This is a genomic window from Micrococcus sp., assembly GCF_034179925.1.
GTDB lineage: Bacteria > Actinomycetota > Actinomycetes > Actinomycetales > Micrococcaceae > Micrococcus.
On sequence record NZ_JAXFPG010000045.1, the window covers coordinates 37,390 to 50,092 of the forward strand.

A 12,703-nucleotide genomic window follows, 5' to 3' on the forward strand; every position below is an offset into this window, starting at 1 on the left:
CATGGACGCACTCGGACTCCTGATGGAGGGCTTCGCCGGAGCCCTCACCCCCATGAACCTGCTGTGGGTGCTCGTGGGCTGTCTGCTGGGCACCGCCGTCGGCGTGCTGCCCGGGCTCGGCTCCTCCATGGCGGTGGCGCTGCTGCTGCCGCTGACCTTCGCCCTGGACCCCACCGCGGCGTTCATCATGTTCTCCGGCGTGTACTTCGGCGGCATGTTCGGTGACTCGACCATGGCCATCCTGATGAACACCCCCGGCCAGGCCTCCGCGATCGCCTCGACCTTCGAGGGCCATGCGATGGCCCGGGCCGGACGGGCACCGCAGGCGCTGGCCACCGCGGCCATCGGCGCCTTCACCGGCGGCATGATCGCCGCGACCCTCGTGGTGTTCGTGGCCCCGGTGATGGCGGACTTCGCCAACAACTTCGGCCCCGCCGAGTACTTCGCGCTCGCCCTGTTCGCCTTCATCGCCACCTCCTCGGTGGTCTCCGACTCGGCGGTCAAGGGGCTGACGTCCCTAGTGCTGGGACTGGGGATCGCCGTCGTGGGCGTGGACTCGGTGACCGGCACCGAACGCTTCACCCTCGGTGCGCCCCAGCTGTTCGACGGGATCTCCCTGGTGACCGTGACGGTGGCGGTCCTCGCCCTCGGCGAGGTGCTCCACATGGCCTCGCGCATCCGGCGCGACCGCGACGTCCACCGCATCCGCTCGGCCGGCCGCCCCTGGCTCACGAGGGCGGAGTTCCGTGAGGCGCTGCCGGCCTGGCTGCGCGGCACCGCGATCGGGGTGCCCTTCGGCGTCATCCCGGCTGGCGGCTCCGAGGTGCCCACCTTCCTGGCCTATGACGTCGAGCGTCGCCTCGACGCGCGCAGCGCCCACCCGAAGTTCGGCACCGGAGCCATCCGCGGACTGGCCGCGCCCGAGGCCGCGGGCAACTCGACCACGGGCATGGCGATGGGAGCGCTGCTGACCCTCGGCCTGCCGATCTCCGCGACGGCGGCGATCATGCTGGCCGCCTTCCAGCAGTACGGCCTGCAGCCGGGCCCGCTCCTGTTCGAGCGCAACGCGGAGATGGTCTGGGCGCTGCTGGCAAGCTTCTTCCTGGCGATGATCGTGCTGCTGATCATCAACCTGCCGTTCGCGCAGCTCTGGGCGAAGCTGCTGCTGATCCCGGCACCGTACCTGTACGCGGGGATCACCCTGTTCTGCGGGCTCGGGATCTACGCGACCTCCGGGCGGGTGTTCGACCTGCTGCTCCTGCTGGGCCTGGGCGTGCTCGGGTTCCTGCTGCGGCGGTTCGGGTACCCGGTGGCGCCGCTGATGATCGGCATGGTGCTCGGACCGCTGGCGGAGACCAGCGTGCGCAACGCGCTGCTGAGCTCTGTGGGGGACCCGCGCGTGCTCGTGGAGGGGCCGATCACGTGGGTGATCTACGGCCTGCTGGCGCTGGTGCTGGTGGTGTCCGCGGTGGCTGCGGTGCGCCGTCGCCGTGGGGTGGGGGAGGGTGCCGCCTCCTGAGGCCGCGTGCGGCGGCTGGCCCTGCCCCTGCTTGCCCCACCCCTCGCTCGTTCCCTCGCCCCTCGGTCCCTCGCTCCGGGGGCGAAAGTGTCCGTTATTCCGCGTGAATTCCGGACACTTTCGCCCCCGGAGCGTTGGGGAGAAGAAGCTCGAAGTGTTGGGAGGGACGAATCCGTCCCCACCCGTCCATGACCTGGGGCGGAACTCCCCCGTGAGGTGGGAGACTCGGGGCATGCCCTCCGCCACCTCACGCCGGCGCGTCGACATGCCCACCCTCGTCGACGCCGTCGCCCTGCACACCGTCACCGACATCCTCGAGCAGCGAGCCGCGGACACCCCGGACGCGGTCGTCTTCCAGGTCCGCCATCCCGCCGCGCCCCTGGACTCCCCGTGGCGGCCGGTCACCGCCGCCTTCCGGGAACAGGTGCGCGCCCTCGCCAAGGGCCTGATCGCCCTCGGCATCCAGCCCGGCGACCACGTGGCCATCGCCGCCCCCACCCGCTACGAGTGGACCCTCATGGACCTGGCCGTCCTCTACGCCGGCGGCGTGGTGGTGCCCCTGTTCGACACCGCCCCACCCACCCAGATGGCCGCGGTGGCCGACGTCGTCGGGATCCGCGCCGCCTTCGCCGGCGACCCGGCCCTCGCCGCCACCCTGCGCGACGTCGTCGACGCCCGCCCCGAAGCCCTCCACGGGCCCCACGGCTCCGCCGTCTACACCCTCGACGACGCCCCCTCCGGGGACCTGCGCGCCCTCGCCCGCCTCGGCGAGGGGATCTCCGAGGACCGCCTGGAGCAGGCCCGGCGCGCCCGCGGCCTGGACGACGTCGCCACCGTGGTCTTCACCTCCGGCACCACCGGCGCCCCCAAGGGCAGGCGCATCCTGCACCGCTCGTTCGTGCACCAGGTGCTCAACGTGGCCGCCGCCTACCGCGGCTTCGTGCACCCCGGCGGCTCCACCGTGCTCTTCCTGCCCCTGGCCCACATGCTCTCCCGGGCCGTGCAGATGATCTGCCTGCACGGGGGCATGACCGTGGCCCACGTCGCCGACCCCAAGGCCGCCGTGCCCGCGATGGGGCAGATCCGCCCCACCTTCGTGATGGTGGTGCCCCGCGTGCTGGAGCGGATCGACACCGCCGCCGCGGACAAGGCCGAACAGGCCCGCCTGGGCGGGCTCTGGCGCCGCGCCCGGGCCGCCGCCGTGCGCCGTGGCCGGGCGATCCTCGGCGAGGACGGCCCCGTGGACCTGCGTACCCGGGCCGCCCTCGTGCTGTACGAGGCCGTGTTCTACCGGCGGATCCGCGCCCAGCTCGGCGGCCAGGTGAGCCACCTGCTCTGCGGGGCCGCGAAGCTGGACCCGGACCTGCTGCGTCTGTTCACCGGCATGGGCCTGACCGTGTTCGAGGGCTACGGGCTCACCGAGACCACCGCCCCCGCGGTCGGCCACCGGGAGGGGGACGTGGTGCCCGGCACCGTCGGCCTGCCCCTGCCGGGCATGTCCGTGCGGATCGCCGACGACGGCGAGGTCCAGATGCGCGGGCCCGGCGTGTTCGCCGGCTACACGGACGAGGCGGAGACTGCCGCCGCCTTCGACGGCGAGTGGTTCCGCACCGGCGACCTCGGACGCCTCGACGACGCCGGCCGGCTCACCGTGACCGGCCGCATCAAGGACGTCGTGGTCACCTCGAACGGCAAGACCATCAACCCCGCCGCCTGGGAGTGGGAGGTGGAGCTGCACCCGGCGGTGGGGCACGCCGTGGTGATCGGGGACGGGCTCGCCCACCCCACCGCGATGATCCTCCTGGACCGGGAAGCCCTGGCCAGCTGGCTGCAGCGCGCCCTGCCAGACTGGCATGTGCCGGAGGCGGTGTCCTCCCGGCTGCGCGGCGGCGCCGAGACCGCCGGGCGGCTCAAGGAGGGGGCCGAGCGGATGCTCGAGGTCACCGAGCAGCGCATCCGCGAGTCGGTGGGCGCGGCGGTGGAGGCCGCCAACGCCAAGGTCCCCGCCCCGGAACGGCTGCGCTCATTCTCCGTGCTCCTGCCCGACGCCGCGGAGCTCGCCTCCCTGCTGACCCCCACCCAGAAGCTGCGCCGGCCCGTTCTGGCCGAACGGATCGCGCACCTGCTGCCCAAGCGCTGAGGGGCCGGGGCCGCGGCGGGGTGCCGCGTGGCGGCGTGGCTGCCCACGAGCCCTCGTACCGTGTCCGGGGGAGCCCTAGGGTGGGGGACATGATGGCGTCCAAGACCCCGTACCAGAACATCACCTTCCCCCTGCCGGACAAGGACCCCTCCCGGGACGGCACCACGGAGGGCCACGGGTACCTGGCCGTGCCCGCCTCCGGTGAGGGGCCCGGCGTCGTGGTGGTCCAGGAGTGGTGGGGCCTCACCGAGCACATCCGGGACGTGTGCGACCGCCTGGCCGCCGAGGGCTTCGTGGCGCTCGCCCCAGACCTCTACGGCGGGTGGATCGCGCACGACGGCGACGAGGCCGGCGAGATGATGGAGAACCTCCCCGCTGAGGAGGGGGCACGTCAGCTCGGCGGTGCCGTGGACTTCCTCCTGAGCCGTGAGGAGGTCACCTCGGAGACGGTCGGGGCGATCGGCTTCTGCATGGGCGGCGGGTTCGTGCTGGCGCTCGCGGCCCAGCAGGGCGAGCGGGTCAGCGCAGCGGTGCCGTTCTACGGCGTGGGCCAGGGGGTGCCCGGGGACTTCGCCGGGGTGCGGGCGGCCGTGCAGGGCCACTACGCCGAGCAGGACGAGATGTTCCCGCCGGAGCAGGCCCGTGCGCAGGAGCAGCAGATCCGCGAGGAGTCCGGCGCGGAGGTGGAGTACTTCTTCTACGACGCCCCGCACGCCTTCCACAACGACGAGAACCCCCAGGGCAACCACCGCCCCGAGGAGGCGGCCCTCGCCTGGGGCCGTGCCGTGCGATTCCTGAAGGAGAAGGTCCGCTGAGCGCGGCACGAGGCGGTCGAGGCGGCTCCGGCGGGCGGGGCAGGTCCTCCGGCAAGGCATCCCGCGGGGGGCCCGCGCGCTCCACCCGCGCCCGCTCCGGTGGTGCCGGCCGGTCCGGGGGTGTGGCGGGCCGGTCCGGTGGTGTGGCGGGCGCCCGGCGGTCCGCGGCGGTGCGTCCTGACGCTGCCCCGGAGACTCCGCCGGAGACCCTGTTCCTGGCCACGATCCCCGGGGCCACCCCCTCCACATGGGTGCAGCGGTTCACCTCGCGGGAGCGCACCGTTCAGCTGGTGAACCACGACGAGTCAGCCCAGGCCCTGCACCTGCGGCACGACGCGGCGGGGGCTCCCCTGCACCCGCTGCCCCAGCTGGGGTACCTGCGGTGGCTGAGGGAGGGTGCCGGTGCCGTGCCGGGGGATGAGGTTGGTGTTGGCGCTGGTGGCGAGGCCGGAGCCGGCGTGCGGGCTGTGGGTGCGGCCCTGCGCGGGTTCGAGGCGACGCTGCGGGCGGCGGGCGTGGACCCGCGGTTCGTGCACGCTGTGACGGTCTACACGGAGCTGCCCGTGGTGTGCGTGGGCCGGGACCATCTGCTGGCCGCGTGGGATGCGGAGGCCGACGGGCCAGTGCCGCTGAGCGAGCTCGACCCCGACGAGGAACTGGACCCGGCCCGCTTCGCCCCCGCCCCGAGCGCTCCCGTTGATGAAACGGGAGGTGTTCCGGGCACTTTCGTTGATGAAACGGGAGATGCTCCGGGCGCTCCCGTTGACGAAACGGGAGGTTCGGTGACCACTCCGGTGCGAGAAACGGGAGGGACAGGCCCCCACACCGAGGCTGCTGCCCCCAACCCGATGGACACACCCGAGGTGCCTGGCGCCGGAGAGCGCATGGCCCTGGAGATCGCCGCGACCGGCGTGGGCCACGTGGTGCTGCCCATGTCCGTGGCGCGCATGTTCGGCCGCAAGGACGTCGTGGTCCTCCCGCTCGCCTGCGAGCTGGACGAGACCGTCGGCATGTCCCGCGCGGACCGCGAGGCCGCCGCAACCCGCGCCGAGATCGAGGCGGGCAGAGCGGCCGAGCCGGGGGCCGACGTCGTCGGTCAGGGAGCCGCGCACGACGACGGCGCCCGCCACCCCGGCTGGGACGTCGCCCTGGCGTGGCTGAAGGAGGCCGACTCGCCGCTCGTGCAGGCGTTCGTAGGGGTGGCCCGGGGGCGGCGGGGCGGCAGTTCGCGCTGAGTCCCGGATGCCGGTGGCTGCGGGGTGGCCTGCCGTTCACGCGGCTGAGACACGAGTGGGGGCCGCTGTCCATCTCGGGCAGCGGCCCCCACTGTCGTCTCGGCGGGGCGGATCCGCCGGGGGTTCCCGTTTCTCACACGGGAGTGCTCACCGGACCTCCCGTTTCGTCAACGGGAGCGCTCGAAGCACCTCCCGTTTCCCGAACGAAAGCGCCTGGGACACCTCCCGTTTCGTCAACGGGAGCGCCCGGGAACGCCCGGGGCACCCCGCCGGGTCAGCCGAGCTTGCCGGCCTCGGGAGCGCGGAAGCGGGCGGCGTCGTCGGTGTCCTCATCCACCGGCTCGGTCTCGCGGGCCCGGGCCACGAACGTCATCAGGTGGTACACCACCAGGGCCGTCACGGTGCCCAGCGTGATCCCGCCGAACACCAGGCCGCCCACCACGATCTCCGGGTTCGCGATCGCCACGATCAGCCCCGCCCCGGCGGTCATCAGGTTGATGGTGTTGGAGAAGTCCACCCGGTTCTGCACCCAGATGCGCACACCCATCACGCCGATCATCCCGTACAGGATGATGCCCGCACCGCCGGCCACCCCCGCCGGGATCGTCGCCACAGCGGCCCCGAACTTCGGCAGGAACGCCAGAGCGATCGCGGTCAGGCCCGCCACCCAGTAGGCGGCCGTCGAGTACACCTTCGAGGAGGCCATCACACCGATGTTCTCCGCGTACGTGGTGGTGCCCACGCCGCCGCCCAGCCCGGACAGCGTGGTGGAGAGCCCGTCCGCCAGCAGGGCGCGGCCGGTCAGCGGGTCGAGGTCGCGCCGGGTCATCAGCCCCACGGTGCGCACATGCCCGATGTTCTCCGCGATCAACACCAGCACCACCGGCAGGAACAGCGGCAGCACGCTCACCTCCAGCACAGGGGCGTGGAACGGGGGCAGCCCCACCCAGGCGGCCTCACGCACGGCCTGGAACTCCACCTGGCCCTGCAGCAGCGCCAGCAGGTACCCGACCACGATACCCACCAGGATGGACAGGCGCCCCAACAGCCCCCGGAACAGGACGGCGGTGAGCACCACCGCCAGCGCCGTGCCGAAGGTGGTCACGGGCACCTCCTGCATGGCCGCCGTCGTCGCCCCGGCGAGGTTCAGCCCGATCAGGGCGACGATCGTGCCCATCACCGCCGGCGGCATCAGCGCGTGGATCCAGCCGGTGCCGGCCGCATGCACCACGGCGCCCACCAGCATGAGCATCACGCCCGTCGCCGCGATGCCGCCCAGTGCCGCGCCCACGCCGGCGCTCGCGCTCGCGGCCGTCAGCGGGGCGATGAACGCGAAGGAGCTGCCCAGGTAGGAGGGCAGCCGGTTGCCGGTGATCACCAGGAACAGCAGGGTGCCGAGGCCGGAGAACAGCAGGGCGGTGGTGGCGGGCATCCCGGTGATGGCGGGCACCAGCACGGTGGCGCCGAACATCGCCATGACGTGCTGGATGCCGATGCCGAGGGTGCGCGGCCAGCTGAGCCGTTCGTCCGGGGCGACGACGGCGCCCGGGGCGATGGTGCGTCCGTCGCCGTGCAGGCGCCATCCGGCACTGGTCTGATGGGTGGTCATAGGGGCCTCGTTCCTGGGTGATGCGGGAGCCGGGACCTCCCGTTTCCCGAACGGGAGCGGCTCTGGGCTCTCCCGTTTCTCGAACGGGAGTGGCCCTGGGAGTTCCCGTCTCTCGAACGGGAGCGGTCCGGGGGAGGGGTCCGTCTCCGTTGCGGGAGGGAGGGGAATCGGAACAGGGGCGTACGCCCGCGGCCCGGACTGCCTCGTAGGGTACCGTTGACGCCGTGGTGGAATATTTCGGAGTGATCGGTGAAGCACTGGTGGACGTGGTGCTCTCGGACACCGCCACACCCCGCGCACACGTCGGCGGGAGCCCGCTGAACGTGGCCGTCGGGCTCAGCCGGCTCGAACGTCCCGTGCGCTTCGCCGGCCGTTACGGCCAGGACGACTACGGCCGCATGATCGACGCCCACCTCCACGACAACGGCGTGCGCAGCGTCCTCGAGCCGGACACCACCGCCACCTCCGTGGCCACCGCCCGCCTGGACCCCACCGGCGCCGCGAGCTACGAGTTCGAGCTGGACTGGACCCTCCCGCGCGTCGCGGACCTGCAGGACCGCCTGAGCCCCGACGCCGGAGGCGGCCGCCTGCTCCACGTGCACGCCGGCTCCATCGCCACCATGCTCGCCCCCGGGGACGCCGCCGTCATGGGCCTGCTCGAAGCCCTGCAGCCGTCCACCACCATCAGCTACGACCCCAACGTGCGCCCCAGCATCGTCCCGGACCGCGCGTTCGCCCGCGCCCGAGCGGAGGAGTCGGTGCGCCTGTCCGACGTCGTCCACGCCTCAGACGAGGACGTCGCCTGGCTCTACCCGGACCGCCCCCTGCTGGAGAGCCTGCGCGCCTGGCAGCAGGCCGGGCCGGCGCTCGTGGTGATGACGCGCGGGGCCGAGGACATCGTGGCCGTCACCGCCGAGCACGAGGTGCAGCGGCCGATCGTCCCCGTGGACGTCGCGGACACCGTGGGTGCCGGGGACTCGTTCACCGCGGCCCTGCTCGCCGCCCTGGACGACCGCCGCCTGCTCGGCGCGGAGAACCGCAGCCGCCTGCACACCATGGACCTGCAGGACATCCAGTCCGTGCTGATCTACTCCTCGCGCGCCTCCGCGATCACCTCCTCCCGCCAGGGCGCGAACCCGCCCACCCGGGCCGAGCTCGCGGACTGACGCCCCGGCCGACACCTCGGCCCCGCCCCGGGCCCCGCGCCTACACTGGCGGCATGCCCGCCCTGCCTGAGTCCGCGCGTCGCCCCCGGCTGATCGCCACGGACCTGGACGGCACCATCGTCGGGTACGCGCACACCCGCACTGGCCGGGTCTCCCCCCGCACCCTCGCGGCACTGCGCACAGCCCACCGGGCAGGCGTGCACGTTGTGGTGGTCACCGGCCGGCCGTTGCGCTGGCTCGCCCCGCTGCGCGCCCAGCTCGGGGATGTGGGCCCGATGATCTGCTCCAACGGCGCCGTGGTGGTGGACCCGGCCTCCGGGGACGTGCTGGCCTCCCGCCCCGTGCCTCGGCCGGTGGTGCACGACGTCGCCGCCCGGGTCCGTGCCCTCGACCCCACCGCGACCTTCGGTGCCGAGGCCCTCGAGGGCTTCTTCTGGGAGGAGGGATTCTCCCAGGAGGACCTCGGCCAGGGCACCCCCGGCAGCCTGGAACAAGCACTGCCCTCGGGCGCGCGCGTGGTCAAGCTCATGGCGCGCTCGCAGGCGCTCTGCCCGGACGAGTTCCTCGCGGCCGTGCGCGCCGAGGTCGGGGACGCCGTCACCACCACCCACTCCGCCCCCGGGATGTCCCTGGTGGAGATCTCCGCGCCCGGTGTGCACAAGGCCGCCACCCTCGCCGAGCTCGCGGCGAGCCGAGGTGTGGGGCCGGCGGACGTCGTCGCCTTCGGCGACATGCCCAACGACGCCGAGATGCTCACCTGGGCCGGGCTCGGCCTGGCCGTCGCGGACGCGCACCCCTCGCTGCGCGAGGTGGCGGACGCCGTCGTCGGGGCCTGCGACGACGACGGCGTGGCCGCCGCCGTCGAGACCCTGCTGCAGCTGCCGGTCCGCTGAGCGGAGGAGCCCGCCCCGGTTCAGGAACGGTGGTTCGACTTCTTGGCCGCCAGCCAACGCACTGTCGGACCGCGTTCCGGCCCCGCCGGGTCCTTGACCAGCACCCCGGCGTCCCGCAGATCGGCGAGGATCTGGCGGGCCTGCTGGACATCGAGGTCGAACATGTTGCGGACGGTCTTGTTGGTGATCCAGCCGTACTCGCCGAGGTGGGCCTCGACCCGGCGCCGCGCCTGGTCGGTCTTCGTGCGGTGGACCACTGCCGTGCCCAGGCCCGCCGCCGTGCTCGGCGACAGCCGCCACGAGGGTCCTCTCCTCGTCGACGAGGACCGCTCCACGAGCGGGTGGGGCCCTGAGACCAGGGCATCGGCTCGATGACCGGCTTCCTGTGGGGTGACCTGCAGGATGCGGGCGGCGTCGTCCACGGTGAGGAGGGGCTTGCGGCAGAGGTGGTCGAGCAGGAGGACGGCGTCCACGTTCTCCCGGAGCTCGGTCGGCAGTGAGGCGAGGAAGCGGGCGAACGCCCGGTTCGGTGCGCCGGTGGTGAAGCGCACGGTCACCGAGTAGTCGTCGGCCTCGATGACGGGCTGGGCCTGGCCGACACGGACCTGCTCGCGGAACATGCGGTCGATTCCCCGTGAGGTCCGCTCGGCCAGACCCAGGTGCTGCAGGACGGACATGAGCTGGGGGTTCCTGGGCGTCGAGACAGTGCTGAGGAGGCGGTCCGGCTCCACCCCGAACGGCAACGGTCCCGGTGAGTGCACCGTGAGCGTGGTGGCGCTGTGGTCCACGACCACCCGCTCGCGCAGTCCGTGGTCACGGTGGACAAGGGCGTTGGTCACCGCCTCCTCGACGGCGAGGGGAGAGAAGTCCGGCAGAGTGAGCTCCTGGCCGCTGGGGAGCGGAATCGAGGTCACCTCCGGGTTGATCGTGGACGTCACATGGGTCATCACGGATGTGAACGCCTGGACCAGGGGCAGGCGCAGTCGCCGCGTCGACGGCTCCGATCCAGGGGAGGGGCGGGTCAGCAGATCCACGGTGTCATGGTCGGGCTGACAGAGGAGCAGCTCACCGGCGACGAGCAGATCCCCCTGCCGGTCCACGGCGCCGAGGCTGCGGAGCAGTTCGTCGTCATGGAGATCAGCCATCTGCCGACGCAGATCGGGCAGGGCTCGCAGGAGCTCCCGCACCTCTGCCAACGCCGACCGGTCGATGTCGCTCACGCTGCGTTCGGACCTGCGGGCCGTGTAGTCCGGGTTCCTCCTGGTGTGTGAGAGGTGGCGCCGTGCCTCTTCCTTCATCGGCCGGCAGTCGGTGCCCTGCCGCTGGTGCGCCACGCCCTTGCTGTTGGTGACGAGGTCGAGGCCTTCGATGACGCGGATCGCGAGCAGTCGTGTCTGCCCGTGCATGATCTCGCTGATGTCCACGGTGACCGGCGGCGTCGTGTTCGCATGGATGCGGCTACGCAGATCGGCCGGGTCTGCGGAGGTGCCGATGAAGGCATCGCGGCCTGTCGCCTTGTCGTCCACCCCCAGCAGGATCAGTCCCCCCTGCGCATTGGAGAAGCAGATGACGGCCGTGGTGAGCTCCTCGATGAGCCGTGCGCGGGCGTTGCCGTGGAACTCCGGAACGGTGGAGGGGTCACGCTTGAAGTCGAGGGTCTCGGACTCGAGCGAGTCCGCCGTGGCCCCGTGGTCCAGGGCGTCGAGCGCCGCGGTCAGCTCGTCCGGGTTGATCATGAGTTTATTGTACGGAGTCGATGGGCTCCGGTTCTATAAACTCGTCCAAACTCTCGTCTCCCCGCCCCGACCGCCGTCGTGGGCGCCTGCGACGACGACGGCGTGGCCGCCGCCGTCGAAGCGCTGCTGCGGTTGCCGGTCAGACCTCCACGCGGGTGAGGTCGGCCTCCTCGTAGCGCACGCCCTTCGCGCCGGTCACCAGCTTGTGCCCGGCCCACAGTGCCAGGAACAGCGGCAGCCCGATGTACGCGGAGGCCGCGGCCACCAGGTCCACCTGACCGCCGAGGAAGGCCTCGTAGTTCTGCCCGAGGATCACCACGGTGCACAGCACGAGCGCGACGACCGGCCCCAGCGGGAACAGGGCCGCCCGGTACGGCAGGTCTCGCACGTCCCCGCCCTGGGCTACATAGGCGCGCCGGAACCGGTAGTGGCTCCACGCGATGCCCATCCACACGATGAACCCGGCCAGGCCCGACGCGGACACCAGCCACACGTAGGCGGCGCCGTCACCGATCAGGGTGGTGAGGAAGCAGGCCGCGCCTACCGCGGTGGTCACCAGCAGGGCGTTCATGGGCACCCCGCGCCGGTTCACCCGGGCGAGGAACCGGGGCGCCTTGCCGGACTGCGCCAACGCCCAGAGCATGCGGGTGGAGGCGTACAGGCCGGAATTGCCGGCCGAGAGGATGGCGGTGAGGATCACCGCGTTCATCACCGACGCCGCCGCCAGCACGCCCGCGTTCTCGAACACCAGGGTGAACGGGGAGATGGAGATGTCCTCGACCTCACTGCCCAGCAGGTTCGGGCTGGTGTAGGGGATGAGGAAGCCGATCACGGTGATCGCGCCCACGTAGAACAGCAGGATGCGGAAGAACACGGTGCGCAGCGCCTTGGGCACAGTCCGCTCCGGGTTCTCGGCCTCGCCCGCGGCCACCCCCACCAGCTCGGTGCCCTGGAAGGAGAAGCCCGCCACCAGGAAGATCGCCAGGATCCCGGCGCCGCCGCCCACGAACGGGGCCTCCCCGGTGGTCCAGTTCTCGAAGCCGGGGGAGGCGGCATCCCCGAGGATCCCGAGGATCATCAGCACGCCCAGCACCAGGAACACGACGACGGTGAGCACCTTGATCATCGAGAACCAGAACTCGCTCTCGCCGTACGTGCGCGTGGACAGCGCGTTGAGGCCGAAGAGCACCGCCAGGAACAGGGCGGACCACACCCAGGAGGGGCACGTCCGGCAGCCAGTACCGCATGATCAGGGCCGCCGCGACGAGCTCGGCCGCCACGGTGATCGCCCAGTTGTACCAGTAGTTCCAGCCGATGGCGAAGCCGAACGAGGGGCTCACGAACCGGGTGGCGTACTCCCCGAACGCACCGGAGACCGGCAGGTAGGTGGCCATCTCGCCCAGGGACTGCATCAGCAGGAACACCATGAAGCCGATCACCACGTATGCCAGCAGGGCGCCTCCGGGGCCGGCGGTGGCGATCGTGTTGCCGGAGGCCACGAACAGGCCGGTGCCGATGGCCCCGCCCATGGCGATCATCGTCAGGTGCCGCGGGGCGAGGGTGCGGCGCAGGCCGGAGTGCGTGGAGCCG

8 protein-coding genes and 1 pseudogene are annotated in these 12,703 nt (G+C 72.3%); 6 read left to right on the plus strand and 3 right to left on the minus strand.

Features of this window, described 5'->3' with window-relative positions:
- The first annotated feature begins 1 nt into the window (after position 1).
- The 4 genes from SPI96_RS08895 (at position 2) to SPI96_RS08910 (ending at position 5,709) form a co-directional block, all read left to right on the plus strand.
- Positions 2–1,519, plus strand: coding sequence for a tripartite tricarboxylate transporter permease (locus SPI96_RS08895; protein WP_321082009.1), 1,518 nt, complete (start codon positions 2–4; stop codon positions 1,517–1,519).
- A gap of 232 nt (positions 1,520–1,751) precedes the next feature.
- Complete coding sequence (locus tag SPI96_RS08900) at positions 1,752–3,659, plus strand: AMP-dependent synthetase/ligase (protein ID WP_321082010.1); 1,908 nt, start codon at positions 1,752–1,754, stop codon at positions 3,657–3,659.
- Positions 3,660–3,748: 89 nt separating this feature from the next.
- Positions 3,749–4,474, plus strand: coding sequence for a dienelactone hydrolase family protein (locus SPI96_RS08905; protein WP_321082011.1), 726 nt, complete (start codon positions 3,749–3,751; stop codon positions 4,472–4,474).
- Positions 4,475–4,644: 170 nt separating this feature from the next.
- Complete coding sequence (locus SPI96_RS08910) at positions 4,645–5,709, plus strand: hypothetical protein (RefSeq protein ID WP_321082012.1); 1,065 nt, start codon at positions 4,645–4,647, stop codon at positions 5,707–5,709.
- A 274-nt stretch (positions 5,710–5,983) separates the two neighbouring features.
- On the opposite strand, the gene SPI96_RS08915 is transcribed toward SPI96_RS08910, so the two are convergent.
- The gene (locus SPI96_RS08915; RefSeq protein ID WP_321082013.1) at positions 5,984–7,318 is read right to left on the minus strand and encodes a uracil-xanthine permease family protein; all 1,335 of its coding nucleotides are present in this window, start codon (positions 7,316–7,318) and stop codon (positions 5,984–5,986) included.
- Positions 7,319–7,542: 224 nt separating this feature from the next.
- On the opposite strand from SPI96_RS08915, the gene SPI96_RS08920 reads away from it, so the two are divergent.
- Together SPI96_RS08920 and SPI96_RS08925 are read left to right on the plus strand one after the other, a co-directional pair.
- Positions 7,543–8,484: a carbohydrate kinase gene (locus tag SPI96_RS08920; RefSeq protein ID WP_321082014.1), complete on the plus strand. Its 942-nt coding sequence runs from the start codon at positions 7,543–7,545 to the stop codon at positions 8,482–8,484.
- 53 nt (positions 8,485–8,537) lie between these two features.
- Positions 8,538–9,377 (plus strand): Cof-type HAD-IIB family hydrolase, encoded by an 840-nt coding sequence (locus tag SPI96_RS08925; protein ID WP_321082015.1) that lies wholly within the window; start codon positions 8,538–8,540, stop codon positions 9,375–9,377.
- 20 nt (positions 9,378–9,397) lie between these two features.
- Here SPI96_RS08925 and SPI96_RS08930 read toward each other — a convergent pair whose 3' ends face one another.
- Together SPI96_RS08930 and SPI96_RS08935 are read right to left on the minus strand one after the other, a co-directional pair.
- On the minus strand, positions 9,398–11,113 hold the full coding sequence (locus SPI96_RS08930) for an RNA-binding domain-containing protein (RefSeq protein WP_321082016.1): 1,716 nt from the start codon (positions 11,111–11,113) through the stop codon (positions 9,398–9,400).
- Between the two features lie 139 nt (positions 11,114–11,252).
- A pseudogene (locus SPI96_RS08935) lies at positions 11,253–12,684 on the minus strand (amino acid permease).
- Positions 12,685–12,703 lie beyond the last annotated feature (19 nt).

Coding starts and splice junctions, on each gene's coding strand:
- SPI96_RS08895 (WP_321082009.1), top strand. CDS start 2: ATGGACGCACTCGGACTCCTGATGGAGGGCTTCGCCGGAGCCCTCACC.
- SPI96_RS08900 (WP_321082010.1), top strand. CDS start 1,752: ATGCCCTCCGCCACCTCACGCCGGCGCGTCGACATGCCCACCCTCGTC.
- SPI96_RS08905 (WP_321082011.1), top strand. CDS start 3,749: ATGATGGCGTCCAAGACCCCGTACCAGAACATCACCTTCCCCCTGCCG.
- SPI96_RS08915 (WP_321082013.1), bottom strand. CDS start 7,318: ATGACCACCCATCAGACCAGTGCCGGATGGCGCCTGCACGGCGACGGA.
- SPI96_RS08925 (WP_321082015.1), top strand. CDS start 8,538: ATGCCCGCCCTGCCTGAGTCCGCGCGTCGCCCCCGGCTGATCGCCACG.
- SPI96_RS08930 (WP_321082016.1), bottom strand. CDS start 11,113: ATGATCAACCCGGACGAGCTGACCGCGGCGCTCGACGCCCTGGACCAC.